The following is a 25,699-nucleotide window of genomic DNA, read 5'->3' on the forward strand; positions in this document are numbered from 1 at the left end:
TCGATGCCCTCCTTAGTCAAATTTCATACGTGTGGCTTTCAGGTTCACAATCGCCAGTGCGCCTACCAGCAGGAAGATCAGGGTGGCAATCGCCGCCGCCAGACCGAAGTCCTGACCGCCGCCGCCTTCGAAGGCGATACGGTAGGTGTAGCTCACGAGCAGGTCGGTATAACCTGCCGGCGTGGTGGTGCCCAGGCGGTCCGGGCCGCCGTTGGTCAACAGCTGAATCAGCACGAAGTTGTTAAAGTTAAAGGCGAAGCTGGCAATCATCAGCGGGGTGAGCGGCTTGATGAGCAGCGGCAGCGTAATCTTAAAGAAGTTCTGGAACGGGCCCGCGCCGTCCATCGCCGAGGCTTCGTACAGATCGTCCGGGATAGCCTTCAGCAGGCCCATGCACAGGATCATCATGTACGGATAGCCCAGCCAGGTATTGACGATGATGATCATCGAGCGGGCGGTGGTTGGGTCGCTGAACCAGGCCGGTTTGATGCCAAACAGCGCGCTCAGCATCATGTTGATTTCACCGAAGCTCTGGTTAAACAGCCCTTTGAAAATTAGAATCGAGATAAACGACGGCACGGCATACGGCAGAATCAGCAGCACGCGGTAAATCGCTTTGCCCTTCAGGGATTCCCACTGGACGAGGCAGGCCAGCACCATACCCACGGCAACGGTCAGGATCACGGTCAGTACGGAGAAGACCACCGTCCAGACGAAGATGGCGAAGAACGGTTTCTGAATGCCTTCGTCGGTAAACACGCGGGTAAAGTTGTCCCAGCCGATGGTGACGGTATAGCCCGGGCTGAGTTTGTCATCACCCCATTTGCCGTCGGCAGTAATGGACTGATAGAAACCAATGTCGTTGTTTGGACGATATTTTACGCCGCTCTGGTTATTGGTCAGCGTGCCGTCATCCGCCAGAGTATAGAGCGGCTGCGTGCCGGAGAACTGGCGCAGCGAGCTCATGGTCACTTTGCTTTCGTCTGGCAGTACGGCGGTGAGCTGAGTCAGCGCCTGACGGTTCTGGGTAATGATGCGCAGGTTGGCACGTTCACCTTCCGGCAGGGCCTGTGCCTCTTTTAAGGCCAGCTTCTGCTCGCCGCCAAATTTGAAGGCGTCAGAGACATAGTATTTACCGCTTGCTTCGTCAGTAAGCGCTAACTTCCATTCGTTGCCTGCGGGATACAGGCCGAAGTTAAAGGTCTTGCCTGCCTGGTATGAGCGGTCCAGAAGCACCTGCTGCGCGCGTTCCTGTGCAAGCTGGTTGGTGCTGCTGTAGTTGGTAAACGCAATGGCGATGGTGCAAATCAGCGGGAACAGGACAAACAGCCCCATCCCGGCCACGCCCGGGTAGACATAGCGCCAGGCATAGGCTTTACGATTAGCGAAAATATACAGGCCAGCAGAGCTTAAAATCAGCGTCATGATGGCGAACAGATATTCCCCTTGTACGTACATTAAAACAACAAGGTAACCCACCAGCAGGCACAGCAGACCGATCGCTGACCACTTCAGCGCGTCGCTTTGCCACCAGCGTTTCTTTTTAATGACATCCATGGGGTTCTTCCTCTACAACGGTGGAATCTTATCGTCAGGTGGCGCTGCGCTTACCTGACCTACGGATCGTGCCGTAGTCGTAGGGCGGGTAAGCGCACGCGCCACCCGCCGTTTTTCTGCTTACTTGGTGATACGACCCTGAGCATCTTTCAGCGCGGCATCGACAGTCTGACGACCGCTTGCAGCGTTGATAACCGCGGTACGCGTGGCGTACCAGAACGCGGCCATCTGTGGGATGTTCGGCATGATTTCGCCTTTCTGGGCGTTATCCATGGTGGCCGCGATACGTGGGTCTTTCGCCAGCTGATCCTGGAAGGATTTCAGCGCGACGGCACCCAGCGGTTTGTCCTTGTTCACTTCATCCAGACCCTGATCGGTCAGCAGGTAGTTTTCCAGGAACTCTTTCGCCAGCTCTTTGTTCGGGCTGGCAGCGTTGATGCCCGCGCTCAGCACGCCAACGAACGGTTTAGACGGCTTGCCTTTGAAGGTTGGCAGCAGCGTCACGCCGTAGTTGATTTTGCTCTTATCGATGTTGGTCCAGGCCCACGGACCGTTGATGGTCATCGCGGTTTCGCCTTTGTTGAACGCCGCTTCCGCGATGGAGTAGTCGGTATCCGCGTTCATGTGTTTGTTCTTGATCAGGTCAACCAGGAAGGTCAGACCCGCTTTCGCACCTGCGCTGTCCACGCCCACGTCTTTCACGTCATACTTGCCGTTTTCAAACTTGAACGCGTAACCGCCGTCGGCAGCAATCAGCGGCCAGGTGAAGTACGGCTCTTGCAGGTTGAACATCAGGGCGGATTTACCTTTCGCCTTCAGCTCTTTATCCAGTTTCGGGATCTCTTCCCAGGTCTTCGGCGGGTTAGGGACCAGGTCTTTGTTGTAAATCAGAGACAGGGCTTCAACCGCGATTGGGTAAGCGATCAGCTTGCCGTTATAGCGAACGGCGTCCCAGGTGAACGGGAACAGTTTGTCCTGGAAGGCTTTGTCTGGCGTCACTTCAGCCAGCAGGCCAGACTGCGCGTAACCCCCGAAACGGTCATGCGCCCAGAAGATGATGTCCGGGCCATCGCCGGTTGCCGCAACCTGCGGGAATTTCTCTTCCAGTTTGTCCGGGTGCTCTACGGTCACTTTGATGCCGGTATCTTTCTCGAATTTTTTGCCCACTTCGGCCAGGCCGTTATAGCCCTTGTCGCCGTTAATCCAGATAACCAGTTTGCCTTCTTCAATTTTGGCGAGCGCCGGTGCGGAAATCATCATTGCTGCGAGGGCGGACAATGCGAAAACGCGTGCGCCAGTCTTGATATTCATAGCTGCCATCCTTTTTGGTGATGTCTCGTGGTATGACTTCAGTGGTTCAACGTGTCTCAGTCTCCTTATTTGACATCCTCTTTCCATCCTCCCAACCCCTACGCCCCACCCCCCGTTTGTGTGATCTCCGTTGCATAAATTTAAGTTATGAGTGCTGGCGCACATAAAAACCCACCGAATTTTGCAGGCGGCTTCACGAATTTTGCCTCAGCCCCCCAGCCGCGGTCGCAGAGCCTGCTCTCTCATCCTCCCGCCTCCTCCCCCATAAAAAAGGCGGGGGGTGGAGGATTCGGGAAAGTAATGGATACCCCATAGTGAACTTATCTTGAATGTTTCTGTCGGTGACAGGTTGTAACGAAGGGAGAAGGGCATGGCGAGCGTACAGCTGCGTAATGTAACGAAAGCCTGGGGTGACGTTGTGGTGTCGAAAGACATCAATCTGGACATCAACGAAGGCGAATTCGTGGTGTTTGTTGGCCCATCAGGCTGTGGTAAATCTACTCTGCTGCGTATGATTGCCGGTCTTGAAACCATCACCAGCGGCGACCTGCTGATCGGTGATACCCGAATGAACGACATCCCACCTGCCGAACGTGGCGTCGGTATGGTGTTCCAGTCTTATGCTCTCTATCCCCATCTTTCCGTTGCCGAGAACATGTCCTTTGGCCTGAAGCTGGCCGGCGCGAAGAAAGAGGTTATTAACCAGCGCGTGACGCAGGTGGCGGAAGTGTTACAGCTGGCGCACCTGCTGGAGCGTAAGCCGAAAGCGCTCTCCGGTGGCCAGCGTCAGCGTGTGGCGATTGGCCGTACCCTGGTGGCCGAACCGCGCGTGTTCCTGCTTGATGAACCTCTCTCTAACCTGGATGCCGCCCTGCGCGTCCAGATGCGTATCGAAATCTCCCGTCTGCACAAGCGTCTTGGCCGCACGATGATTTACGTCACCCACGATCAGGTCGAAGCGATGACCCTCGCCGACAAAATCGTGGTGCTGGATGCCGGTCGCGTGGCGCAGGTGGGCAAACCGCTGGAGCTGTATCACTACCCGGCAGACCGCTTTGTTGCGGGCTTTATTGGCTCGCCAAAGATGAACTTCCTGCCCGTCAAAGTGACCGCGACCGCGATTGAACAGGTACAGGTGGAGCTGCCAAACCGCCAGCAGGTCTGGCTGCCGGTCGACAGCGCCAACGTACAGGTCGGGGCAAACATGTCCCTCGGTATTCGTCCTGAGCACCTGCTGCCGAGCCACATCGCCGATGTGACCCTGGAAGGTGACGTTCAGGTCGTCGAACAGCTTGGTCACGAAACACAGATTCATATCCAGATCCCCGCCATCCGTCAGAACCTGGTCTACCGCCAGAACGACGTGGTGTTGGTAGAAGAGGGTGCCAGATTCGCTATCGGCTTGCCGCCAGAGCGTTGCCATCTGTTCCGTGAGGATGGCACTGCATGTCGTCGGTTGCACAAAGAGCCAGGCGTTTAAGCAATCCCAAAAGAAGACACGAAACCGACAGGTGAAGTGTTCAAAGAAAAGCAATGATCTCAGGAGATAGAATGATGATTACTCTGCGCAAACTTCCTCTGGCAGTTGCCGTCGCAGCGGGCGTAATGTCTGCTCAGGCAATGGCCGTGGATTTCCATGGTTATGCTCGTTCCGGTATCGGCTGGACGGGGAGTGGCGGCGAACAACAGTGCTTCCAGGCAACCGGTGCTCAAAGTAAATACCGTCTGGGTAACGAATGTGAAACCTATGCGGAACTGAAGCTGGGCCAGGAAGTATGGAAAGAAGGTGATAAGAGCTTCTACTTCGACACCAACGTAGCATACTCCGTGGGGCAGCAGAACGACTGGGAAGCCACTAACCCGGCGTTCCGTGAAGCCAACGTGCAGGGAAAAAACCTGATTGAATGGCTGCCAGGTTCGACTATCTGGGCCGGTAAGCGCTTCTATCAGCGTCATGACGTCCACATGATCGACTTCTACTACTGGGATATTTCTGGTCCTGGTGCGGGTATCGAAAACGTCGATCTGGGCTTCGGTAAACTGTCTCTGGCAGCGACCCGTTCTCAGGAAGCGGGTGGTTCCTACACCTTTAGCAGCCAGAATATCTATGACAAATCGAAAGATACGGCGAACGACGTGTTTGACATGCGTCTGGCGGGGCTGGAGACCAACCCGAACGGTACTCTGGAACTGGGCGTCGACTATGGACGTTCCAATAAAACTGATGGTTACAGCTATGCAGACGGCGCGTCGAAAGACGGCTGGATGTTCACCGCTGAACACACCCAGAGCATGCTGAAGGGCTATAACAAGTTCGTTGTTCAGTATGCAACGGATGCGATGACCACTCAGGGTAAAGGCCTTTCACAAGGTTCCTACGGTTCGACCTTCGATATTAAAAATGACGATGGCTCGGTCACCCACTATGTTGATGACTACATCAACAACAACGGTAAGCTGTGGCGCGTGCTGGATCACGGTGCCATCTCCCTCGGCGATAAATGGGATCTGATGTACGTCGGTATGTACCAGAAACTGGATCTTGATAACGACCTGGGTACCGACTGGTGGACCGTGGGCGTTCGTCCAATGTACAAGTGGACGCCAATCATGAGTACCCTGCTTGAAGTCGGTTACGACAACGTCAAGTCTCAGCAGACTGGCGATCGTAACAATCAGTACAAAATTACCCTGGCACAACAGTGGCAGGCTGGTGACAGCATTTGGTCTCGTCCGGCGCTGCGTATCTTTGCAACTTATGCCAAGTGGGATGAGAACTGGGGTTACATCAAAAACGGCGATAAGGTCCTGAAATACGCAGCCGACAATAACTCCGGCTTCACCACCACTAGCCGTGGTGATAGCGATGAGTGGTCCTTCGGCGCCCAGATGGAAATCTGGTGGTAATCCCGTCTTAACCTGACGTAATGACCAAACTGAGGGGCGCAAGCCCCTCAATCCTTGGGACGGCGCGCTATTGCCTGGCTACCGCTGACCTGTGCATTTTGAGGTGATAACAATGAAAATGAACAAAACTCTCCTTGCTCTTTGTTTATCCGCAGGGCTGCTGGCAAGCGCGCCAGCAGTAACGCTCGCTAATGTGAATTTCGTTCCGCAAAACACAACATCCGCGCCGGCCATTCCGGCCGCTGCGTTGCAACAGCTGGTCTGGACGCCTGTCGATCAATCTAAAGCCCAAACGACCCAGCTCTCGACGGGGGGGCAACCACTTAATGTTCCGGGCATCAGTGGTCCGGTGGTTGCATACAGTGTGCCTGCAAACATTGGCGAACTGACGTTGACGCTCACAAGTGAAGTTAACAAGCAGACCAGCGTTTTTGCACCGAACGTGCTCATTCTTGACCAGAACATGACGCCTTCTGCGTTCTTCCCTAGCGAATACTTTACCTATCAGGAGCCTGGTGTCATGAGCGCAGACCGCCTCGAAGGGGTAATGCGACTGACGCCTGCGCTGGGTCAGCAGAAAATTTATGTACTCGTCTTCACCACGGAAAAAGATTTGCAGCAAACCACTACGCTGCTTGATCCCGCTAAGGCCTATGCCAAAGGCGTAGGTAACGCCGTGCCGGATATCCCGGACCCAATCGCCCGCCACACCACTGACGGTCTTGTGAAGCTGAAAGTGTCTACCAATAGTGCGTCCAGCGTCCTGGTCGGCCCGCTGTTTGGCTCCTCCGGTACCGGCCCTGTCACCGTAGGCAACACCGCTGCGCCTGCCTATACCGCGCCAGCTGCCACGGCAGCCGCACCGGTAGCGACCGCAGCACCGGCCCCGGCGAAGAAAGCGGAGCCGGTACTGAACGACACCGAAGAATACTTCAACAACGCCATTAAGCAGGCGGTGAAGCGCGGCGATGTCGATAAAGCGCTGAAACTGCTTGATGAAGCCGAACGTTTAGGTTCAACCACTGCCCGTTCCACCTTTATCAGCAGTGTAAAAGGCAAGGGGTAACCGTTTCCCCGCAGTGCTGATTTGTTAGTCGTTTGGTGCGCCTGAGTGGGCGCACTTTTTTTCGTCTCCGCCAGGCTGTTGCACTCTTGTTGCGATCGTGATCGTTAAATAACGTTTGGCCCCCCTCAATCCGTGTTTCTGCGATACAATGCCATTACGTTATGTATCGGAGAGTCTGGCATGTCACACCCTGCGCTAACGCAACTGCGTGCGCTGCGCTATTTCGACCAAATACCTGCGCTTGAACCGCAGCAACTGGACTGGTTGCTGCTGGAAGATTCCATGACGAAACGTTTTGAGCAGCAGGGTAAAACGGTTACGGTGACCCTGATTCAGGAAGGGTTTGTCTCTGGCGATGAGATTGCCAGCGAGCTGCCGCTGCTGCCGCAAGAGCCACGTTACTGGCTGCGTGAAATTTTACTTTGTGCTGACGGTGAGCCGTGGCTTGCCGGGCGAACGGTAGTGCCCGAGTCCACCCTTTCCGGGCCCGAGCTGGCGCTGCAACGTCTGGGGAAAACGCCGCTGGGGCGTTACCTTTTCACCTCGTCTGAGCTTACCCGGGATTTTATTGAGATTGGTCGTGATGCCGAACTCTGGGGGCGTCGTTCCCGCCTTCGCCTGAGCGGTAAACCGTTAATTCTGACGGAGCTTTTTTTACCGGCATCACCGTTGTACTAAGAGGAAGAAAAAATGGAGTGGAGCCTGACGCAGAATAAGCTGCTGGCGTATCACCGCTTAATGCGTACCGATAAACCCATTGGCGCGTTACTGTTGCTGTGGCCGACCCTCTGGGCGCTATGGCTCGCCACGCCGGGCGTGCCGCCGCTGTGGATCCTTGGCGTATTCGTTGCCGGCGTCTGGCTGATGCGTGCGGCGGGCTGCGTGGTGAATGACTATGCCGATCGTAAATTCGATGGTCATGTTAAGCGTACTGCCGGTCGTCCGTTACCCAGCGGGCAGGTGACCGGGAAAGAAGCCCGCGTGCTGTTTATTGTTCTGGTGCTGCTCTCTTTCCTGCTGGTGTTAACCCTCAACACCATGACCATTCTGCTTTCCGTTGCGGCGCTGGCCCTGGCCTGGGTGTATCCGTTTATGAAGCGCTACACCCATCTGCCGCAGGTGGTGCTGGGGGCGGCGTTTGGCTGGTCGATTCCGATGGCGTTTGCGGCGGTTAGTGAGTCCTTACCGCTCAGCTGCTGGCTGATGTTCCTGGCGAATATTCTCTGGGCCGTGGCGTATGACACCCAGTACGCGATGGTTGACCGCGACGATGACCTGAAAATTGGCATCAAATCAACCGCCATCCTCTTTGGCCGTCAGGACAAGCTGATTATCGGTATCCTGCAGGTTGCGGTACTGGCGCTGATGGTGGCGATTGGTCGTCTGAACGGGCTGAACTGGGAGTTCTACTGGTCCGTGCTGGTGGCGGGACTGCTGTTTGCGTACCAGCAAAAGCTGATTGCGAAGCGCGAACGCGACGCCTGCTTCAAGGCGTTTATGAACAATAACTACGTCGGTCTGGTGCTGTTTTTAGGCCTGGCGATGAGCTACTTCATATAAAAAAAGCCGGGTGGCGGCTTCGCCTTACCCGGCCTACGATTTAGCAGGATATGTAGGCCCGGTAAGCGTCAGCGCCACCGGGCGTTTTTTTACCGGCGACGCAACAACCTGAGCGCGTTCGCCGTCACCAGCACCGTTGCCCCGGTATCCGCCAGTACCGCCAGCCACAGCCCGGTCATGCCAAGCAGCGTGGTAACCAGGAAAATCCCCTTCAACCCCAGCGCGATACCGATGTTCTGACGGATATTGGCCCGCGTCGCGCGCGCAAGATCGATCATCTGCGCCAGCCCGGTCAGGCGGTTGTGGGTCAATGCCGCGTCAGCCGTTTCCAGCGCCACGTCGGTCCCGCTGCCCATCGCAATACCAATGGTGGACGCTTTCATCGCCGGAGCATCGTTAATCCCGTCACCGACCATCGCCAGCGGCGTCTGAGCGTTCAGCTCCGTTACCGCGCTGACCTTATCCGCAGGCAGCAATCCGGCTTTAAACTCCAGCCCCAGCTCACCGGCAATCGCTGCCGCTGCGCGAGGGTTATCACCGGTGAGAATCACCCCCTGCACGCCCAGCTGATGCAGCGCCGCCACGGCTTCTTTTGCGTCATCGCGGAGGGTGTCGCGCAGCGCCAGCATCCCTTTTGCGACGCCGTCCTGCATCACGCTCACAACAGTTTGTCCGGTTTGTTCTAACGCCTCCACCTCTGGAGTAGAAGACTTGCCAGCCGCGACAATCAGTACCTTTTTACCGTCAACGGTGGCCTCAATCCCTGACCCGACCAGCGCCCGCTGGGCGGTTGCCGGAGGGATGTTCAGCCCGCGCGACTGCGCTTCACGCACAATCGCCTGCGCCAGCGGGTGAGTGGAACCCAGCTCAACGGCGGCGGCCAGCGTAAGCAGTTCATCTTCACCGATATCCTGCGGATATACGCCGGTCACCTGCGGTTTGCCCACGGTCAGCGTACCGGTTTTATCGAACGCGATTTGCTGAACCTGGCTCAGCTGCTCCAGCGCCGCGCCGCCCTTAATCAGCGCCCCGCGACGCGCCGCCGCAGCCAGCCCGGAGGTAATCGCCGCCGGGGTGGAAATCACCAGCGCGCACGGACAGCCGATCAGCAATAGCGTCAGCCCTTTATAAATCCAGCCCTCCCACGGCGCGCCAAAGAACAGCGGTGGGACGACGGTAACCAGCAGAGCCACCAGCATAATGGCGGGCGTGTAGATCCGGCTGAAGCGGTCAATAAAGCGTTCGACCGGCGCGCGGCGCTCTTCGGCCTCTTCAATCAGCTTCAGGATACGGTCGATGGCGCTGTCGCCCGGCTCGGAAAGCACGGTGAGCTGTACCAGACGGTCGACGCTGGTGGCACCCGCAGGCACTTTTTCACCCGCCTCACGTTCAACCGGAATGGACTCGCCGGTCAGGGCGCTTTCATCGAAGCTCGCGGTGGCGGTAAGCAGCGCACCGTCTGCAGGCAAGCGTCCGCCTGCCGCGACTTCAATCACGTCGCCCGGACGAAGGGTCGTGATGGCGACCGTTTCACGCGTGCCGTTTACCACGCGCGTGGCGGTTTCCGGCTTCAGCGCCATCAGCGCGCTGACCCCTTTACGCGCCCGGCTCGCTGCCCAGCCCTCAAGGCGTTCACCGATTAAGAACAGCAGCAGCACCATCGCCGCTTCTGCCGTTGCGCCAATAAACAGCGCCCCGATAGCCGCCACGCTCATCAGCGTTTCGATGGCAAACCAGCTGCCGCTTTTCATCAGGCGCAGCGCCTGACGGGCAATCGGGAACAGCCCGACCAGCGTGGTGGCGATAAACGCCAGGTTGCCGAACGGGTGGTTGAACTGTTCCAGCCCCCAGCTCAGGGCCATCATGATGATGAGGGTAATGAGCGGCAGGTTTTCTTGCAGGGAAGAGGCTTTTTCAGCGGGCGCCGTTTCGCTACGAAGGGTATAGCCCGCCTTGCTGACGGCGGCTTCCACCTGTTTGCTGACGTCGTTATCGGCGCTAACCAGCAGCTTTTCCGTGGCGAACAGCACCTGAACGTGACTCACGCCCGGCACTTGTTTGACGGCGTTTTCCACTTTGCGCGCACAGGCGGCGCAGTCCATGCCGTTAACGACCCAGCTGTAGCGGTTGCCGCTTTTAGGCAGCATTTCAGTTTGCGTTTCGCACACGCCTTCGCAGCAGCAGTCGTCTTTAGGCGGAACCGGACTGAGCTTAATTGCCGAGAATTGTGGAACTTTTTTAGATGTTTCTGGAGTCGACATGGCAGTCTCCGGTAATGATAATTTTCTCATTAACCGCAGCATACACTCTGGAGTCGACTCCAGAGTCAAGACTTATTTAAATATACAGCGAACGCACGATCAGGAAGTGCCCGGCAAAGTAGCAGGCGGCGGCAATCGCGTTATCCGCACGGAAGCGGCGACGATAGTGGCTGCCCAGCCAGACGACATTCCCGATCAGCAGCAGCGCGGCACCGAAGAACGCGGACATCGCCGGAGCGGTCGGACGGAAGAACCACAGCTCGCCCGCCAGCCACACCATTACCAGGGTCATGGCGATAAACGTGCAGACCGGCAAACGCATCTCTTCCAGACGTGACCAGATCACCGCAATCAGCAGCGCGCCAATCACCAGCAGCACCAACGGCAGCGGCCAGAAGAAGGAGAGCGTCATCTGGCTGGCAAAGTAGATGGTATACAGCAGATGCGACAGGAAGAACGCCCCAACGGCGTACAGCAGGCGCTGGCGCGGCAGCAGGGTTAAGGCATCGCCAATGAGGGAGGCGCACAGCCCGGCGAGCACCAGATAGCTGACGGCGTTGAACATCGGCGCTTGCCAGGCCAGCAGCAGCAGGAGCAACAGCGTGACCGGTTTAAACAACCAGCGCTGCCAGGTGGGACCGCGGTACGACGCATCGACATAAAGCCATGCGGAAAAACAGACAGCGATAAATGACCAAAGCATATTAACTCCCTGTATCTGTTAAGTCTGAATAATCAGTTTCTGATCCAGTGTAGTGACGCGGGCGGGCGTTTGGCAATGGCGGGGAAGGCAGGGTATCCTGAATTCCGCATAATCTGATGGGATTGTAGAATGAGCAAGATGCCGCTGTTTTTCATTATCGTGGTGGCGATTATCGTCATTGCCGCCTCGTTCCGCTTCGTACAGCAGCGCCGCGAGAAGGCGGATAACGATGCCGCACCCCTGATGCAAAAGCGCGTGGTGGTGACCAACAAACGCGAGAAACCGCTCAATGACCGCCGCTCACGCCAGCAGCAGGTGACGCCTGCGGGCACAACAATGCGCTATGAAGCGAGCTTTAAGCCGGAAACGGGCGGCCTGGAGATGACCTTCCGCCTGGAGGCGCAGCAGTACCATCAGCTGACAGTGGGAGAGAAAGGAACGCTGAGCTACAAAGGGTCGCGATTTGAAGGGTTCAGTACGGAATAATGCACGAACGGTTCCCTCTCCCTGTGGGAGAGGGGTAGGGTGAGGGCATCAGCCCGCACCTTATTTCTTCGCCTGCGCCTTAAATTTCTTCATCCACACCAGCAGCTCAAATACGCCGAAGATAAACACGCGCAGCTGCTGCCAGCCCGTCATCTGCGGGCCGTCTTTCGGCAGGCCGTTTTTCAGCATCACCATCTGCAGGGCGTGCATAAACGACGTGAAAATCAGCGCGACGTTAACGAAAATGTTCATCGGGCGCGGGAACGGGTGCACCAGATTCAGAATCAAAAACGCCCAGACGCCCAGCATCAGCAAACGTCCCAGATTAATCAGTACCGGCATCGGATCCTCCTTGTGCCTGACGGTGATACAGACGATAAGCAACCTGACCCGCGACTTTTTCACGGTGCAGATCCCAGTGAGCGGGAACCGGCGGTAAACCGTTTTCCACTTCGCTTTCAACGTAAATTAGCGCGTCATCCGCCAGCCAGCCGTTTTGCTCCAGCAGGGATAGCGTCTCCTCCAGCAGCGCCTTACGGAACGGCGGGTCGACAAACACCACGTTATGCGGCGTGCCTTTCTGCGCAAGAAAACTCAGCGTGTTGGTGTTCACGACTTTGGCGTTGCCCGCCTTCAGCGTCGCCAGATTTTGCTGCAGCGTCTGCGCTACGCCGCGCTCCATCTCCAGCAGCGTGGCGCTGGCGGCATAGCGCGACAGCGCTTCCAGACCGAGCGCGCCGCTTCCGGCGAAGCAGTCCAGGCAGTGGGCGTCTACCATTGACGGGGCCAGCCAGTTAAACAGCGTCTCGCGCACGCGGTCGGTAGTAGGGCGTAAACCGGGGCTGTCCGGCACCGGTAATTTCCGGCCTCGCCACTGACCGCCGATAATACGAATTTGACCGGCCGGGGCGCGGTTGGGTTTCTTCATCTCAGGAAAGCTCTGTTAACAATTGGCCTGCGATTGCGGGCGGTGATGTCAATTAAGTAAAGTGTTAGACTATTTCATCATTTTTTTAGCTTCCATGTATATAGCGCCGCGAGGAGTGTAGTCGCAGATGGCAAAACAAAAAAAACGTGGCTTCTTTTCCTGGCTGGGCTTCGGTGAAAAAGAGCAAGAAACAGAACAGAAAACCGAAGAGCAACAAGCCGTTGAAGAGCAGTCACCGCCTGAAACGCCTGTAGAAACCGCCGCGGTAGTCGACGCGGAAGAAACGGCGCACAGCAAAGAAGAGGTTGAATCCTTTGCAGAAGAGGTGGTTGAGGTCACGGAACAGGTTCAGGAGAGCGAGAAGCCAGAACCGGTTGTCGTTGATGACATTACCGAAGCGCCGCAGGCCGTTATCGAGCATGAAGAGCTGCCGCTGCCGGAAGAGGTGAAAGCCGAAGAGGTGTCTGCCGAAGAGTGGCAGGCCGAAGCGGAAACCGTTGAAATCGTTGAGGCGGTGGAAGAAGAAGCGGCGCTCGAGCCAGAACTGACCGACGAAGAGCTTGAAGCCCAGGCGCTGGCGGCGGAAGCCGCTGAAGAAGCGGTCATCGTGGTGCCGGTGGAAGAAGAACCGGAAGAAGAGATCGTTCAGGAGCAGGAAAAACCGACCAAAGAAGGTTTCTTCGCCCGCCTGAAGCGCAGCCTGCTCAAAACCAAAGAAAACTTAGGTTCCGGATTTATCAGTCTGTTCCGCGGCAAGAAGATCGACGACGATCTCTTTGAAGAGCTGGAAGAACAGCTGCTGATTGCGGACGTCGGCGTGGAAACCACCCGTAAGATCATCGCCAATCTGACCGAAGGGGCGAGCCGCAAACAGCTGCGCGACGCCGAAGCGCTGTACGGCCTGCTGAAAGACGAGATGGGTGAAATTCTCGCAAAAGTTGACGAACCGCTTAATATTGAAGGCAAAACGCCATTTGTTATTCTGATGGTCGGCGTGAACGGCGTGGGTAAAACCACCACCATCGGCAAGCTGGCGCGTCAGTTCGAGCAGCAGGGCAAATCGGTGATGCTGGCGGCGGGCGACACCTTCCGTGCGGCGGCGGTTGAGCAGCTGCAGGTTTGGGGTCAGCGCAACAACATTCCGGTGATTGCCCAGCATACCGGCGCGGATTCCGCGTCCGTGATCTTCGACGCCATTCAGGCGGCGAAGGCGCGCAACGTGGACGTGCTGATTGCCGATACCGCAGGGCGTTTGCAGAACAAATCGCACCTGATGGAAGAGTTGAAGAAAATCGTTCGCGTCATGAAGAAGCTGGACGAAGACGCACCGCATGAAATTATGCTGACCATTGACGCCAGCACCGGACAGAACGCCATCAGTCAGGCGAAGCTGTTCACTGAAGCGGTAGGACTGACGGGGATCGCGCTGACCAAGCTGGACGGCACCGCGAAAGGCGGGGTGATCTTCTCCGTGGCCGACCAGTTCGGCATTCCTATCCGTTACATCGGTGTGGGCGAGCGTATTGAGGATTTGCGTCCGTTTAAGGCGGACGACTTTATTGAGGCATTATTTGCCCGAGAGGACTAACAATGATTCGCTTTGAACACGTCAGCAAGGCCTATCTCGGTGGGAGACAAGCGCTGCAGGGGGTGACATTCCACCTGCAGCCGGGCGAGATGGCATTCCTGACCGGCCATTCCGGCGCGGGGAAAAGTACCCTGCTCAAGCTTATCTGTGGGATCGAGCGGCCAAGCGCCGGGAAAATCTTTTTCGGCGGGCATGAGATCAGCCGCCTGAAAAACCGCGAAGTGCCGTTCCTGCGTCGTCAGATCGGCATGATTTTCCAGGATCACCACCTGCTGATGGATCGCACCGTTTTCGATAACGTGGCCATTCCGCTGATTATTGCCGGCGCCAGCTATGACGATATCCGCCGTCGCGTCTCTGCGGCGCTGGATAAGGTCGGGCTGCTGGACAAAGCGAAGAACTTCCCGATCCAGCTCTCCGGCGGTGAACAGCAGCGCGTGGGCATCGCCCGCGCGGTGGTGAACAAGCCTGCCGTGCTGCTGGCGGATGAACCGACCGGTAACCTGGACGATGCCCTTTCAGAAGGGATTTTGCGTCTGTTTGAGGAATTCAACCGCGTAGGGGTCACCGTATTGATGGCGACGCACGATATCGGGCTCATTTCCCGTCGTTCGTACCGCATGCTGACCCTGAGCGACGGGCATTTGCACGGAGGCCACGGTGAACAAGCGTGATGCAATAAACCAGATTCGGCAGTTCGGGAACCGGTTTGACCGTTTCCGTAAGCCGCAGGGCGGTGGTGACGGCAATCGTAATGCGCCGAAGCGCCAGAAGGCCGCGACAAAACCGGCCTCCCGTAAAACCAACGTGTTTAACGAACAGGTACGCTACGCTTTCCACGGCGCGCTGCAGGACCTGAAAAGCAAACCGCTGGCGACGTTCCTGACGGTGATGGTGATTGCCATCTCCCTGACGCTGCCAAGCGTCTGCTATATGGTCTATAAAAACGTCAACCAGGCGGCTTCACAGTATTATCCGTCCCCGCAGATCACGGTCTATCTGGATAAAGCGCTCGACGATAACGCCGCTGCGCAGGTGGTTGGGCAAATCCAGGCCGAGCAGGGCGTGGAGAAGGTCAACTATCTCTCACGTGAAGACGCGCTGGGCGAGTTCCGTAACTGGTCTGGCTTTGGCGGCGCGCTGGATATGCTCGAAGAGAACCCGCTGCCCGCCGTGGCGGTGGTGATCCCGAAGCTGGATTTCCAGGGGACCGATTCGCTTAACACCCTGCGCGATCGCATCACGCGCATTAAGGGCATTGATGAAGTGCGCATGGATGACAGCTGGTTTGCGCGTCTCTCAGCCCTGACCGGGCTGGTCGGACGCGTCGCGGCGATGATTGGCGTGCTGATGGTGGCGGCGGTCTTCCTCGTCATTGGTAACAGCGTACGCCTGAGCATCTTTGCCCGTCGCGATACCATCAACGTGCAGAAACTGATTGGTGCGACGGATGGCTTCATCCTCCGACCGTTCCTTTACGGTGGCGCACTGCTCGGTTTTTCCGGCGCATTTCTTTCACTGATATTGTCAGAAATTTTGGTGATGCGGCTTTCATCTGCCGTGACTGAAGTGGCGCAGGTTTTCGGAACGAAGTTTAATATCAGCGGCTTAGGTTTCGATGAGTGCCTGTTACTGCTGCTGGTGTGCTCGATGATTGGGTGGGTGGCAGCCTGGCTGGCAACCGTTCAACATTTACGTCACTTTACTCCCGACTAATAAAAGCGTGATATAATCTTTCCCTGCACCGAGATGTTCGCTCTGCAGGGAAAGCGTCCCTGTTGTCTCTTCCCCTGTTATCATCTCCATGTCACATTTTGTGCGTAATTTATTCACCGTTGCGCCTGGAACTTGTGGATAAAATCACTGTCTGATAAAAGAGTGAATGCTAATCTCGTTGCTCAAACGCTTTGGCATGGTTGTTGCCTGACGGGGACGACCTGGACCAGAAGAAACATTGAGAGGAATGAATGACCAAAGAAATGCAAACTTTAGCTTTAGCCCCTGTTGGTAACCTGGAATCTTATATCCGGGCTGCGAACACCTGGCCGATGTTAACGGCCGAGGAAGAAAAGGAGCTTGCTGAAAAGCTGCATTACCAGGGCGATCTGGAAGCAGCTAAGACGCTGATCCTGTCTCACCTGCGCTTTGTTGTTCACGTTGCTCGTAATTATGCGGGCTACGGCCTGCCGCAGGCGGACTTGATTCAGGAAGGTAACATCGGTCTGATGAAGGCTGTACGTCGCTTTAACCCGGAAGTGGGTGTGCGACTGGTCTCCTTCGCCGTGCACTGGATCAAAGCAGAAATTCACGAATACGTGCTGCGCAACTGGCGTATCGTGAAAGTCGCCACGACAAAAGCGCAGCGCAAACTGTTCTTTAACCTGCGTAAAACCAAGCAGCGTCTGGGCTGGTTCAATCAGGATGAAGTGGAAATGGTGGCGCGCGAGCTGGGCGTAACCAGCAAAGACGTGCGTGAGATGGAATCCCGTATGGCCGCGCAGGACATGACCTTTGATATGTCCTCCGACGACGACGCCTCTGACAGCCAGCCAATGGCACCGGTTCTGTATCTGCAGGATAAAACCTCTAACTTTGCTGATGGCATCGAAGAGGATAACTGGGAAGATCAGGCCGCGAACAAGCTGACCCATGCGATGGAAGGCCTCGACGAACGTAGCCAGGATATTATCCGCGCCCGCTGGCTGGACGAAGACAACAAGTCCACGCTGCAGGAGCTGGCCGACCGCTACGGCGTTTCTGCGGAACGTGTCCGTCAGCTTGAAAAGAACGCCATGAAAAAACTTCGCGCCGCTATCGAAGCGTAATTTCTGCGAAGTATGACGAGAGCCCCTGGATGTGAATCCGGGGGTTTTGTTTTTTTAGCGCCCGCTCTGGCGAATTCCCTCCCCCTGGCAAACACTTACTGATGCGCTAAGCAGGCGACTTTCTCAGGGGGACAGGGTGAAAAACAACGAACTGAACGACCGGCGTTTACAGGCGACGCCGCGCGGCATCGGCGTGATGTGTAACTTCTATGCCGATAAAGCTGAAAACGCCACGGTGTGGGACGTCGAGGGCAACGAGTACATCGACTTCGCCGCCGGTATCGCGGTGCTGAATACCGGCCATCGCCATCCCAAAGTCATTTCCGCCATCGAAAAACAACTCCACGCCTTTACCCATACGGCGTACCAGATCGTGCCGTATGAAGGCTATGTGGCGCTTGCCGAACGTATCAACGAACGCGTGCCCGTTGAAGGCCCTGCCAAAACGGCGTTCTTTTCCACGGGAGCAGAGGCGGTCGAAAACGCGGTCAAAATTGCCCGGGCGTACACCAAACGTCCCGGCCTTATCACCTTCGGCGGCGCGTTCCACGGCCGCACCTTTATGACCATGGCGCTGACCGGCAAAGTTGCGCCGTACAAGCTCGGCTTTGGCCCGTTCCCCGGTTCGGTTTATCACGCGCAGTATCCGAATGAACTGCACGGCGTCAGCACCGCTGAGGCGTTGAAAAGCCTGGAACGTATCTTTAAAGCGGATATTGCTCCTGACCAGGTCGCAGCGATCATTCTCGAACCGGTTCAGGGGGAGGGCGGCTTCAACATTGCTCCTGCTGATTTTATGCAGGCGCTGCGCGCCCTGTGCGATACCCACGGCATTTTGCTGATTGCCGACGAGGTGCAAAGCGGCTTCGCCCGCACCGGCAAGCTGTTCTCGATGGAACACCACTGCGTGAAACCGGATCTGATCACCATGGCGAAAAGCCTGGCGGGCGGGATGCCGCTCTCGGCGGTGTCGGGCCGTGCTGAGGTGATGGACGCCCCTGCGCCGGGCGGGCTGGGCGGTACCTACGCCGGAAACCCGCTGGCGATTGCCGCGGCGCATGCCGTGCTCGACGTGATTGATGAGGAAGATCTCTGCACGCGCTCGGCGCATCTGGGCCATCACCTGGTGGAAGTGCTGAACAAAGCGAAGGAACACTGCCCGTATATCGCGGACATTCGCGCCCAGGGTTCAATGGTGGCGGTGGAGTTTAACGACCCGCAAACGGGCCAGCCTTCGCCGGAATTTACCCGCCAGGTGCAGGAGCGCGCGTTGCAGGAAGGGCTGCTTCTTCTGAGCTGCGGCGTCTACGGCAACGTCATTCGTTTCCTCTATCCGCTGACGATCCCTGAAGTGCAGTTCCGTAAAGCGCTGGACATTATCTCCGCCTCGCTGACACGTTAAAGCCATATGCCCGGCGAAAATCCCTGCCGGGCCTGGCATATATTCATTTCAAATTAGCTATTCCAAAATCATAAAAATCGGGTATGTTTTAGCAGAGTATGCTGAAAAAGCGCGAACAGCACACCTATAACTGACATAAAGCGCTGCACAACAACATCACAACAATCGTAATAACCATAATAATGGGGAATCTCAGGATGAACATGAAGGGTAAAGCGTTACTGGCAGGATGTATCGCGTTGGCATTCAGCACCATGGCACAGGCAGACATCAAAGTGGCTGTGGTTGGCGCGATGTCCGGTCCGGTAGCACAGTACGGCGACCAGGAATTTACCGGCGCTGAGCAGGCGGTTGCAGACATTAATGCTAAGGGCGGTATCAAGGGCGAAAAACTGCAGATCGTAAAATATGATGATGCCTGTGACCCGAAACAAGCGGTCGCGGTCGCGAACAAAGTGGTGAACGACGGGATCAAATACGTTATCGGTCATCTGTGCTCTTCCTCTACTCAGCCCGCGTCTGACATCTACGAAGACGAAGGTATCCTGATGATCACTCCGGCGGCGACCGCACCGGAGCTGACCGCGCGCGGCTATAAGCTGACCCTGCGCACCACCGGTCTGGACTCTGACCAGGGCCCAACCGCGGCGAAATACATCGTTGAAAAAGTGAAGCCGAAGCGTATTGCCATCGTTCATGACAAGCAGCAGTACGGTGAAGGTCTGGCGCGTTCAGTGCAGGACAACCTCAAGAAAGCCAATGCCGACGTGGTGTTCTTCGACGGGATCACCGCCGGTGAGAAAGACTTCTCCACCCTGGTGGCGCGTCTGAAGAAAGAGAATATTGATTTCGTTTACTACGGTGGCTACCACCCGGAAATGGGGCAGATCCTGCGCCAGGCGCGCGCTGCGGGCCTGAAAACCCAGTTTATGGGTCCGGAAGGCGTGGCGAACGTTTCCCTGTCTAACATTGCAGGTGAATCAGCCGAAGGCCTGCTGGTGACCAAACCGAAGAACTACGACCAGGTGCCAGCGAACAAACCTATCGTAGATGCCATCAAGGCGAAGAAACAGGATCCAAGCGGCGCGTTCGTCTGGACCACCTATGCGGCGCTGCAGTCTCTGCAGGCGGGCCTGAACCAGTCAGCCGAACCGGCTGAGATTGCCACCTGGCTGAAAGCGAACACGGTCCAGACCGTCATGGGGCCACTCTCCTGGGACGCGAAGGGCGACCTGAAGGGCTTCGAGTTCGGCGTGTTTGACTGGCATGCTAACGGGACTGCTACTGACGCCAAATAAACGCAAATGGCAACCGTAAGGTTGCCATTTTAGTGTTTGCACCCTCTCCCCGTGGGAGAGGGCCGGGGTGAGGGCATCAGGCCGCACCGCACGCATCACCCCGCACAATTCACCCCAAACGCTTCTCCCAACCGCTCTCCTGCGCCGTAAACCCTAACGCCTGCATAAACGCCGCCATCACGCCGCGGTCTTCCACGCCGACGTCAGCCATCCACCATGAGGTCACGCTCGGGTTTTCGCGGATCACTTCTTCAATTAAATACTGTCCCACACCGCGACGACGGGTGACGTCACGTACGCGCAGCGAGTCCAGCGCCCCTTCTGTACCGCTCAGGGTGACGCGAACCGCGGCCAGCAGGCGCTCGTTAAAACGCGCGGCATAAATGCGGTGGGTCTCATCCACGCGTAGCGACGAAGGGGAATATTCCGGCCAGATCTTGCCCAGGTCGATATGATCCTGGTCGCTAAAGGTCACCAGACGCACGATAGTCAGTTTCATTAGCTACTTGTCCAAATCAGATTCAGTAGGGGCAGTGTACTCAATTTATTCACTCAGCGGCTTCCTCTTTTTATTCTCATTAACCAGGTGATTAGTTTTTTGGCAACGCGATGGGCAGTTTGAAAACACATGGATCGAAAAATAAGCAGAATTTTAACCTGAAGGGTAGTGATTTATTCGGCGCTTTGTACCGTTATTTTATGCTGCAAACTGCACTTTTATTTGTTTATCTCTGCCTGATTTCAGAATATTATCTTTGCTTAATCGCCTGAAAAATAGAGATTTTAGTCTGGTTTTTGACAAAAACCTGCGCTAAACCATTAAAGGCACTGGTAAAAATAGCGTTGTTCATTAAAAGTACAGAATGCTTTTTAACCATAATAAAACAAAATATAAACACGACATCACGAATGGGGATTCAGAGATGAAAAGGAACGCGAAGACGTTAATCGCGGGGATGGTCGCACTGTCGATCTCGCATGCCGCTATGGCGGAGGACATTAAAGTTGCGGTAGTGGGTGCGATGTCCGGCCCTGTTGCCCAGTGGGGTGACATGGAGTTCAACGGTGCGCGCCAGGCCATCAAAGACATCAACGCTAAGGGCGGCATCAAAGGCGACAAGCTGGTGGGCGTGGAATATGACGACGCCTGCGATCCGAAACAGGCCGTCGCGGTCGCCAACAAAATCGTCAACGATGGCATCCAGTATGTGATCGGCCACCTGTGTTCATCCTCCACCCAGCCTGCGTCTGATATCTACGAAGACGAAGGCATCCTGATGATCACCCCTGGCGCAACTAACCCTGAGCTGACCCAGCGCGGTTATCAGCACATTATGCGTACCGCCGGTCTAGACTCCTCTCAGGGGCCCACCGCCGCCAAATACATCCTTGAAACCGTTAAGCCGCAGCGTATCGCCATTATTCATGACAAGCAGCAGTACGGCGAAGGCCTGGCGCGCTCCGTTCAGGACGGCCTGAAAAAAGGCGGCGCGAACATCGTCTTCTTCGACGGCATTACCGCCGGTGAGAAAGACTTCTCCGCGCTGATCGCCCGTCTGCAAAAAGAGAATATCGACTTCGTTTACTACGGCGGCTACTACCCGGAGATGGGACAGATGCTGCGTCAGGCGCGTGCCACCGGTCTGAAAACCCAGTTTATGGGGCCAGAGGGCGTGGGCAATGCCTCCCTGTCAAACATCGCCGGAGATTCTGCCGAAGGCATGCTGGTGACGATGCCAAAACGCTATGACCAGGATCCGGCCAACAAGGCTATCGTGGATGCGCTCAAGGCGCAGAAGAAAGATCCGAGTGGTCCGTACGTCTGGATCACCTATGCGGCCGTACAGTCTCTGGCCGCCGCGCTGGATCGCTCCGGCAGCAAAGAACCGCTGGATCTGGTGAAAGATTTAAAAGCACACGGGGCGAACACCGTGATTGGGCCGCTGAACTGGGATGAGAAAGGCGATCTGAAGGGATTTGAGTTTGGTGTCTTTAAGTGGCACGCCGACGGTTCGTCCTCGGCCGCCAAATAATTATCCCACCGCCCGGACCGCCGGGCGGGTATAAAAAGGTTTGCATATGTCCGAGCAGTTTCTCTATTTCCTGCAGCAGATGTTTAACGGCGTTACGCTGGGAAGCACCTACGCGCTGATCGCCATCGGCTATACGATGGTTTACGGCATTATCGGCATGATCAACTTCGCCCACGGCGAGGTCTACATGATCGGTAGCTACGTCTCCTTTATGATTATTGCCGCCCTGATGATGATGGGCATCGACAGCAGCTGGCTGCTGGTCGCCGCCGGGTTTGTCGGCGCGATTGTGATTGCCAGCGCCTACGGCTGGAGCATTGAGCGCGTGGCCTACCGGCCGGTGCGCAGCTCCAAGCGTCTGATTGCGCTGATTTCCGCCATCGGGATGTCGATCTTCCTGCAAAACTACGTCAGCCTGACCGAAGGCTCGCGCGACGTGGCGCTGCCAAGCCTGTTTAACGGCCAGTGGATTGTGGGGGCCAGCGAAAACTTCGCGGCGTCTATCACCACCATGCAGCTGGTTATCTGGGTCGTGACCTTTATTGCGATGCTCGCCCTGACGCTGTTCATCCGCTACTCGCGTATGGGACGCGCCTGCCGCGCCTGCGCAGAAGATCTGAAGATGGCGAGCCTGCTCGGCATCAACACCGACCGCGTGATTGCCCTGACCTTCGTGATTGGCGCCGCGATGGCGGCGGTGGCGGGTGTCCTGCTCGGCCAGTTCTACGGCGTGATCAACCCGTACATCGGCTTTATGGCCGGGATGAAAGCCTTCACCGCGGCGGTACTGGGCGGTATCGGCAGTATTCCGGGTGCCATGATTGGCGGCCTGATCCTGGGCGTGGCGGAGGCGCTCTCCTCGGCGTATCTGAGCACGGAATATAAAGACGTGGTGTCGTTTGCCCTGCTGATTCTGGTTCTGCTGGTGATGCCTACCGGTATTCTGGGCCGTCCGGAGGTAGAGAAAGTATGAAACCGATGCATTTTGCAATGGCGCTGCTCTCTGCCGCCATGTTCTTCGTGCTGGCGGGCGTCTTTATGGGCGTCCAGTTAAGTCTGGACGGGACGAAGCTGGTGGTGGATACCGCCCCCGACATCCGCTGGCAGTGGGTATTTATCGGCACCGCCGTGGTGTTCCTGTTCCAGCTGCTGCGTCCGCTGTTCCAGAAATCGCTGAAAAACGTCTCCGGGCCGAAATTCGTTCTGCCGGCCATCGACGGGTCTACCGTGAAGCAGAAGCTGTTCCTCGTGGCGCTGCTGGTAGCCGCCGTGGCGTGGCCGTTTGTGGTGTCTCGCGGCACCGTAGATATCGCTACCCTGACCATGATCTACGTGATTCTCGGTCTCGGTCTGAACGTGGTGGTGGGGCTCTCCGGCCTGCTGGTGCTGGGCTACGGCGGCTTCTACGCCATCGGCGCCTACACCTTCGCGCTGCTGAACCACTATTACGGCCTCGGCTTCTGGACCTGCCTGCCGCTGGCGGGGCTGGTCTCTGCCGCTGCCGGCTTCCTGCTTGGCTTCCCGGTATTGCGCCTGCGCGGTGACTACCTGGCGATTGTGACCTTAGGCTTCGGCGAAATCGTCCGTATCCTGCTGCTTAACAACACCGAAGTGACCGGCGGCCCGAACGGCATCAGCCAGATCCCGAAACCGACCTTCTTTGGCCTGGAGTTCAGCCGTACCGCCCGCGAAGGCGGCTGGGACACCTTCAGTAACTTCTTCGGCGTGAAGTATGACCCATCCGACCGCGTGATCTGGCTCTATCTGGTGGCGCTGCTGCTGGTGGTGATTACCCTGTTCGTGATTAACCGTCTGCTGCGCATGCCGCTGGGCCGCGCGTGGGAAGCGCTGCGTGAAGATGAGATCGCCTGCCGTTCCCTGGGCCTGAACCCGACCCGCATCAAGCTGACCGCGTTCACCATCAGCGCCGCGTTTGCCGGTTTCGCCGGGACGCTGTTTGCCGCCCGTCAGGGCTTTGTGAGCCCGGAATCGTTCACCTTTGCCGAATCCGCTTTTGTGCTGGCGATTGTGGTGCTGGGCGGTATGGGCTCGCAGTTCGCCGTTATCCTCGCGGCCATCCTGCTGGTGGTCTCGCGCGAGCTGATGCGCGACTTTAACGAATACAGCATGCTGATGCTGGGTGGTTTGATGGTGCTGATGATGATCTGGCGTCCGCAGGGCTTGCTGCCGATGACTCGTCCACAGCTGAAGCTGAAACGCACTCAGGCGAAAGGAGAGCAGGCATGAGTCAGCCATTATTATCCGTTAACGGTCTGATGATGCGTTTTGGCGGCCTGCTGGCGGTCAACAATGTGTCACTGGATCTGCACAAGAAAGAGATTGTCTCCCTGATTGGCCCGAACGGCGCGGGGAAAACCACGGTCTTTAACTGCCTGACCGGCTTCTACAAGCCGACGGGCGGCACCATCATGCTGCGCGACAAGCATCTTGAAGGGCTGCCGGGCCAGCAGATTGCCCGCATGGGCGTGGTGCGTACCTTCCAGCACGTGCGTCTGTTCCGCGAGATGACGGTGATTGAGAACCTGCTGGTCGCTCAGCATCAGCAGCTGAAAACCGGGCTGTTCTCCGGCCTGCTGAAAACCCCGGCCTTCCGCCGCGCGCAGGATGAAGCGCTTGACCGCGCGGCGACCTGGCTCGACCGAATTGGCCTGCTGCAGCACGCCAACCGTCAGGCGAGCAACCTGGCCTACGGCGACCAGCGTCGTCTGGAGATTGTGCGCTGCATGGTGACCCAGCCGGAGATCCTGATGCTCGACGAACCGGCGGCAGGGCTCAACCCGAAAGAGACCAAAGAGCTGGACGAGCTGATTGCCGAACTGCGCGATCACCACGACACCACCATTCTGCTGATCGAGCACGACATGAAGCTGGTGATGGGCATTTCGGACCGTATCTACGTGGTTAACCAGGGTACGCCGCTGGCAAACGGCACGCCGGAAGAGATCCGCAACAACCCGGACGTGATCCGCGCATACCTGGGTGAGGCATAAGATGGAAAAAGCGATGTTAACGTTCGACAAGGTCAACGCGCACTACGGCAAGATCCAGGCGCTGCACGACGTCAGCCTGCACATCAATCAGGGTGAAATCGTGACCCTGATTGGAGCCAACGGCGCGGGTAAAACTACACTGCTCGGCACCCTGTGCGGCGACCCGCGCGCCACCAGCGGGCGGATCGTGTTTGATGGTAAAGACATTACCGACTGGCAGACCGCCAGAATCATGCGTGAAGCGGTGGCGATTGTCCCGGAAGGGCGCCGGGTCTTCTCGCGTATGACGGTGGAAGAGAACCTGGCGATGGGCGGCTTCTTTGCTCACCGCGATGAATACCAGACCCGCATCAAGTGGGTGTACGAACTCTTCCCGCGCCTGTGGGAACGCCGCATCCAGCGTGCGGGCACCATGTCCGGCGGTGAGCAGCAGATGCTGGCGATTGGCCGCGCGCTGATGAGCCAGCCGCGCCTGCTGCTGCTGGACGAGCCGTCTCTCGGTCTGGCGCCGATCATCATCCAGCAAATCTTCGACACCATTGAGCAGCTGCGCAAAGAGGGGATGACCATCTTCCTCGTCGAGCAGAACGCCAACCAGGCGCTGAAGCTCGCTGACCGTGGCTACGTGCTGGAGAACGGCCGCGTAGTGCTGGAAGACACCGGCGACGCGCTGCTGGCGAACGAAGCGGTGCGGAGCGCGTATCTGGGCGGATAGGTAAAAGCAAAAAGGCAACGCAAGTTGCCTTTTTTAGTGTTTTCTCCC

The 25,699-nt window shown here is 57.0% G+C and carries 24 protein-coding genes; 17 read left to right on the forward strand and 7 right to left on the reverse strand.

The annotated features are described in order from the left end of the window. Nucleotides 1–12 precede the first annotated feature (12 nt). Both malF and malE read right to left on the reverse strand, forming a co-directional pair. Nucleotides 13–1,557 carry a maltose ABC transporter permease MalF gene (gene malF / locus OTG14_RS21625; RefSeq protein WP_267215728.1) on the reverse strand — a complete coding sequence of 515 codons (1,545 nt, stop codon included), beginning with the start codon at nt 1,555–1,557 and terminating at the stop codon, nt 13–15. 120 nt (nt 1,558–1,677) lie between these two features. Then, nucleotides 1,678–2,868, reverse strand: a complete 1,191-nt coding sequence (gene malE, locus OTG14_RS21630; RefSeq protein WP_267215729.1) for a maltose/maltodextrin ABC transporter substrate-binding protein MalE — start codon at nt 2,866–2,868, stop codon at nt 1,678–1,680. A 370-nt stretch (nt 2,869–3,238) separates the two neighbouring features. Between malE and malK the strand changes: the two genes are divergently transcribed. The 5 genes from malK (at nt 3,239) to ubiA (ending at nt 8,401) form a co-directional block, all read left to right on the forward strand. Continuing rightward, nucleotides 3,239–4,348 carry a maltose/maltodextrin ABC transporter ATP-binding protein MalK gene (gene malK, locus OTG14_RS21635; RefSeq protein WP_032650555.1) on the forward strand — a complete coding sequence of 370 codons (1,110 nt, stop codon included), beginning with the start codon at nt 3,239–3,241 and terminating at the stop codon, nt 4,346–4,348. A gap of 71 nt (nt 4,349–4,419) precedes the next feature. Continuing rightward, the gene (locus tag OTG14_RS21640) at nt 4,420–5,775 is read left to right on the forward strand and encodes a maltoporin (RefSeq protein ID WP_024906682.1); all 1,356 of its coding nucleotides are present in this window, start codon (nt 4,420–4,422) and stop codon (nt 5,773–5,775) included. Between the two features lie 112 nt (nt 5,776–5,887). Further along, nucleotides 5,888–6,841, forward strand: a complete 954-nt coding sequence (malM, locus tag OTG14_RS21645; protein ID WP_267215730.1) for a maltose operon protein MalM — start codon at nt 5,888–5,890, stop codon at nt 6,839–6,841. Between the two features lie 180 nt (nt 6,842–7,021). Further along, nucleotides 7,022–7,519 carry a chorismate lyase gene (gene ubiC, locus OTG14_RS21650; protein WP_024906684.1) on the forward strand — a complete coding sequence of 166 codons (498 nt, stop codon included), beginning with the start codon at nt 7,022–7,024 and terminating at the stop codon, nt 7,517–7,519. A gap of 12 nt (nt 7,520–7,531) precedes the next feature. Next, the gene (gene ubiA / locus OTG14_RS21655) at nt 7,532–8,401 is read left to right on the forward strand and encodes a 4-hydroxybenzoate octaprenyltransferase (protein ID WP_024906685.1); all 870 of its coding nucleotides are present in this window, start codon (nt 7,532–7,534) and stop codon (nt 8,399–8,401) included. Between the two features lie 89 nt (nt 8,402–8,490). Here ubiA and zntA read toward each other — a convergent pair whose 3' ends face one another. Both zntA and OTG14_RS21665 read right to left on the reverse strand, forming a co-directional pair. Next, the gene (zntA, locus tag OTG14_RS21660) at nt 8,491–10,662 is read right to left on the reverse strand and encodes a Zn(II)/Cd(II)/Pb(II) translocating P-type ATPase ZntA (RefSeq protein WP_267215731.1); all 2,172 of its coding nucleotides are present in this window, start codon (nt 10,660–10,662) and stop codon (nt 8,491–8,493) included. 76 nt (nt 10,663–10,738) lie between these two features. Continuing rightward, a complete protein-coding gene (locus OTG14_RS21665) occupies nt 10,739–11,365 on the reverse strand; it encodes a lysoplasmalogenase (RefSeq protein ID WP_024906687.1) in 627 nt (208 codons plus the stop codon). 129 nt (nt 11,366–11,494) lie between these two features. Between OTG14_RS21665 and OTG14_RS21670 the strand changes: the two genes are divergently transcribed. Then, nucleotides 11,495–11,851 carry a DUF2500 domain-containing protein gene (locus tag OTG14_RS21670; RefSeq protein WP_061716152.1) on the forward strand — a complete coding sequence of 119 codons (357 nt, stop codon included), beginning with the start codon at nt 11,495–11,497 and terminating at the stop codon, nt 11,849–11,851. Nucleotides 11,852–11,911: 60 nt separating this feature from the next. Here OTG14_RS21670 and OTG14_RS21675 read toward each other — a convergent pair whose 3' ends face one another. Together OTG14_RS21675 and rsmD are read right to left on the reverse strand one after the other, a co-directional pair. Continuing rightward, complete coding sequence (locus OTG14_RS21675; protein WP_090420791.1) at nt 11,912–12,193, reverse strand: DUF1145 family protein; 282 nt, start codon at nt 12,191–12,193, stop codon at nt 11,912–11,914. Then, a complete protein-coding gene (gene rsmD, locus OTG14_RS21680) occupies nt 12,177–12,779 on the reverse strand; it encodes a 16S rRNA (guanine(966)-N(2))-methyltransferase (protein ID WP_048990594.1) in 603 nt (200 codons plus the stop codon). The genes OTG14_RS21675 and rsmD overlap by 17 nt, the downstream gene beginning before the upstream one ends. Before the next feature lie 127 nt (nt 12,780–12,906). Between rsmD and ftsY the strand changes: the two genes are divergently transcribed. From ftsY to livJ, 6 genes are all read left to right on the forward strand, one after another. Further along, nucleotides 12,907–14,367, forward strand: coding sequence for a signal recognition particle-docking protein FtsY (gene ftsY / locus OTG14_RS21685; RefSeq protein ID WP_148770054.1), 1,461 nt, complete (start codon nt 12,907–12,909; stop codon nt 14,365–14,367). A 2-nt stretch (nt 14,368–14,369) separates the two neighbouring features. Then, on the forward strand, nt 14,370–15,041 hold the full coding sequence (gene ftsE, locus OTG14_RS21690; protein WP_023310016.1) for a cell division ATP-binding protein FtsE: 672 nt from the start codon (nt 14,370–14,372) through the stop codon (nt 15,039–15,041). After that, the gene (ftsX, locus tag OTG14_RS21695) at nt 15,028–16,083 is read left to right on the forward strand and encodes a permease-like cell division protein FtsX (RefSeq protein ID WP_024906691.1); all 1,056 of its coding nucleotides are present in this window, start codon (nt 15,028–15,030) and stop codon (nt 16,081–16,083) included. Before ftsE ends, ftsX begins: the two co-directional genes overlap by 14 nt. 251 nt (nt 16,084–16,334) lie before the next feature. Continuing rightward, nucleotides 16,335–17,192: an RNA polymerase sigma factor RpoH gene (rpoH, locus tag OTG14_RS21700; protein ID WP_024906692.1), complete on the forward strand. Its 858-nt coding sequence runs from the start codon at nt 16,335–16,337 to the stop codon at nt 17,190–17,192. Between the two features lie 136 nt (nt 17,193–17,328). Continuing rightward, the gene (locus OTG14_RS21705) at nt 17,329–18,594 is read left to right on the forward strand and encodes a 4-aminobutyrate--2-oxoglutarate transaminase (protein WP_267215732.1); all 1,266 of its coding nucleotides are present in this window, start codon (nt 17,329–17,331) and stop codon (nt 18,592–18,594) included. Nucleotides 18,595–18,791: 197 nt separating this feature from the next. Then, nucleotides 18,792–19,892, forward strand: a complete 1,101-nt coding sequence (livJ, locus tag OTG14_RS21710) for a branched chain amino acid ABC transporter substrate-binding protein LivJ (protein WP_024906694.1) — start codon at nt 18,792–18,794, stop codon at nt 19,890–19,892. A gap of 109 nt (nt 19,893–20,001) precedes the next feature. Here the strand turns inward: livJ and panM are convergent, their stop codons facing one another. Next, nucleotides 20,002–20,391 carry an aspartate 1-decarboxylase autocleavage activator PanM gene (panM, locus tag OTG14_RS21715; protein WP_024906695.1) on the reverse strand — a complete coding sequence of 130 codons (390 nt, stop codon included), beginning with the start codon at nt 20,389–20,391 and terminating at the stop codon, nt 20,002–20,004. A gap of 424 nt (nt 20,392–20,815) precedes the next feature. On the opposite strand from panM, the gene livK reads away from it, so the two are divergent. Genes livK through livF form a run of 5 tightly spaced genes read left to right on the forward strand, consistent with a single transcriptional unit; the run spans nt 20,816 to nt 25,651 of the window. Continuing rightward, nucleotides 20,816–21,925 (forward strand): high-affinity branched-chain amino acid ABC transporter substrate-binding protein LivK, encoded by a 1,110-nt coding sequence (livK, locus tag OTG14_RS21720; RefSeq protein ID WP_267215733.1) that lies wholly within the window; start codon nt 20,816–20,818, stop codon nt 21,923–21,925. 46 nt (nt 21,926–21,971) lie between these two features. Next, complete coding sequence (gene livH, locus OTG14_RS21725) at nt 21,972–22,898, forward strand: high-affinity branched-chain amino acid ABC transporter permease LivH (protein ID WP_008500099.1); 927 nt, start codon at nt 21,972–21,974, stop codon at nt 22,896–22,898. Further along, complete coding sequence (locus tag OTG14_RS21730) at nt 22,895–24,172, forward strand: high-affinity branched-chain amino acid ABC transporter permease LivM (protein ID WP_267215734.1); 1,278 nt, start codon at nt 22,895–22,897, stop codon at nt 24,170–24,172. The genes livH and OTG14_RS21730 overlap by 4 nt, the downstream gene beginning before the upstream one ends. Further along, nucleotides 24,169–24,936, forward strand: coding sequence for a high-affinity branched-chain amino acid ABC transporter ATP-binding protein LivG (livG, locus tag OTG14_RS21735; protein ID WP_024906698.1), 768 nt, complete (start codon nt 24,169–24,171; stop codon nt 24,934–24,936). The genes OTG14_RS21730 and livG overlap by 4 nt, the downstream gene beginning before the upstream one ends. 1 nt (nt 24,937) lies before the next feature. Then, nucleotides 24,938–25,651 (forward strand): high-affinity branched-chain amino acid ABC transporter ATP-binding protein LivF, encoded by a 714-nt coding sequence (gene livF / locus OTG14_RS21740; RefSeq protein ID WP_008500102.1) that lies wholly within the window; start codon nt 24,938–24,940, stop codon nt 25,649–25,651. The last annotated feature ends 48 nt before the right edge of the window (nt 25,652–25,699 follow it).

The sequence above is a fragment of the Enterobacter pseudoroggenkampii genome (genome assembly GCF_026420145.1).
GTDB classification, from domain to species: Bacteria; Pseudomonadota; Gammaproteobacteria; order Enterobacterales; family Enterobacteriaceae; genus Enterobacter; species Enterobacter pseudoroggenkampii.

What these genes read in the sequence shown, in the direction of transcription:
- OTG14_RS21670 (WP_061716152.1), top strand. Translation starts at nt 11,495, where the DNA reads ATGAGCAAGATGCCGCTGTTTTTCATTATCGTGGTGGCGATTATCGTC.
- zntA (WP_267215731.1), bottom strand. Translation starts at nt 10,662, where the DNA reads ATGTCGACTCCAGAAACATCTAAAAAAGTTCCACAATTCTCGGCAATT.
- panM (WP_024906695.1), bottom strand. Translation starts at nt 20,391, where the DNA reads ATGAAACTGACTATCGTGCGTCTGGTGACCTTTAGCGACCAGGATCAT.
- malE (WP_267215729.1), bottom strand. Translation starts at nt 2,868, where the DNA reads ATGAATATCAAGACTGGCGCACGCGTTTTCGCATTGTCCGCCCTCGCA.
- malK (WP_032650555.1), top strand. Translation starts at nt 3,239, where the DNA reads ATGGCGAGCGTACAGCTGCGTAATGTAACGAAAGCCTGGGGTGACGTT.
- malF (WP_267215728.1), bottom strand. Translation starts at nt 1,557, where the DNA reads ATGGATGTCATTAAAAAGAAACGCTGGTGGCAAAGCGACGCGCTGAAG.
- ftsE (WP_023310016.1), top strand. Translation starts at nt 14,370, where the DNA reads ATGATTCGCTTTGAACACGTCAGCAAGGCCTATCTCGGTGGGAGACAA.
- OTG14_RS21730 (WP_267215734.1), top strand. Translation starts at nt 22,895, where the DNA reads ATGAAACCGATGCATTTTGCAATGGCGCTGCTCTCTGCCGCCATGTTC.
- livK (WP_267215733.1), top strand. Translation starts at nt 20,816, where the DNA reads ATGAAAAGGAACGCGAAGACGTTAATCGCGGGGATGGTCGCACTGTCG.
- ubiC (WP_024906684.1), top strand. Translation starts at nt 7,022, where the DNA reads ATGTCACACCCTGCGCTAACGCAACTGCGTGCGCTGCGCTATTTCGAC.
- OTG14_RS21675 (WP_090420791.1), bottom strand. Translation starts at nt 12,193, where the DNA reads ATGCCGGTACTGATTAATCTGGGACGTTTGCTGATGCTGGGCGTCTGG.
- rpoH (WP_024906692.1), top strand. Translation starts at nt 16,335, where the DNA reads ATGACCAAAGAAATGCAAACTTTAGCTTTAGCCCCTGTTGGTAACCTG.
- ftsY (WP_148770054.1), top strand. Translation starts at nt 12,907, where the DNA reads ATGGCAAAACAAAAAAAACGTGGCTTCTTTTCCTGGCTGGGCTTCGGT.
- livF (WP_008500102.1), top strand. Translation starts at nt 24,938, where the DNA reads ATGGAAAAAGCGATGTTAACGTTCGACAAGGTCAACGCGCACTACGGC.
- livJ (WP_024906694.1), top strand. Translation starts at nt 18,792, where the DNA reads ATGAACATGAAGGGTAAAGCGTTACTGGCAGGATGTATCGCGTTGGCA.
- livG (WP_024906698.1), top strand. Translation starts at nt 24,169, where the DNA reads ATGAGTCAGCCATTATTATCCGTTAACGGTCTGATGATGCGTTTTGGC.
- rsmD (WP_048990594.1), bottom strand. Translation starts at nt 12,779, where the DNA reads ATGAAGAAACCCAACCGCGCCCCGGCCGGTCAAATTCGTATTATCGGC.
- OTG14_RS21665 (WP_024906687.1), bottom strand. Translation starts at nt 11,365, where the DNA reads ATGCTTTGGTCATTTATCGCTGTCTGTTTTTCCGCATGGCTTTATGTC.
- ubiA (WP_024906685.1), top strand. Translation starts at nt 7,532, where the DNA reads ATGGAGTGGAGCCTGACGCAGAATAAGCTGCTGGCGTATCACCGCTTA.
- livH (WP_008500099.1), top strand. Translation starts at nt 21,972, where the DNA reads ATGTCCGAGCAGTTTCTCTATTTCCTGCAGCAGATGTTTAACGGCGTT.
- OTG14_RS21640 (WP_024906682.1), top strand. Translation starts at nt 4,420, where the DNA reads ATGATGATTACTCTGCGCAAACTTCCTCTGGCAGTTGCCGTCGCAGCG.
- malM (WP_267215730.1), top strand. Translation starts at nt 5,888, where the DNA reads ATGAAAATGAACAAAACTCTCCTTGCTCTTTGTTTATCCGCAGGGCTG.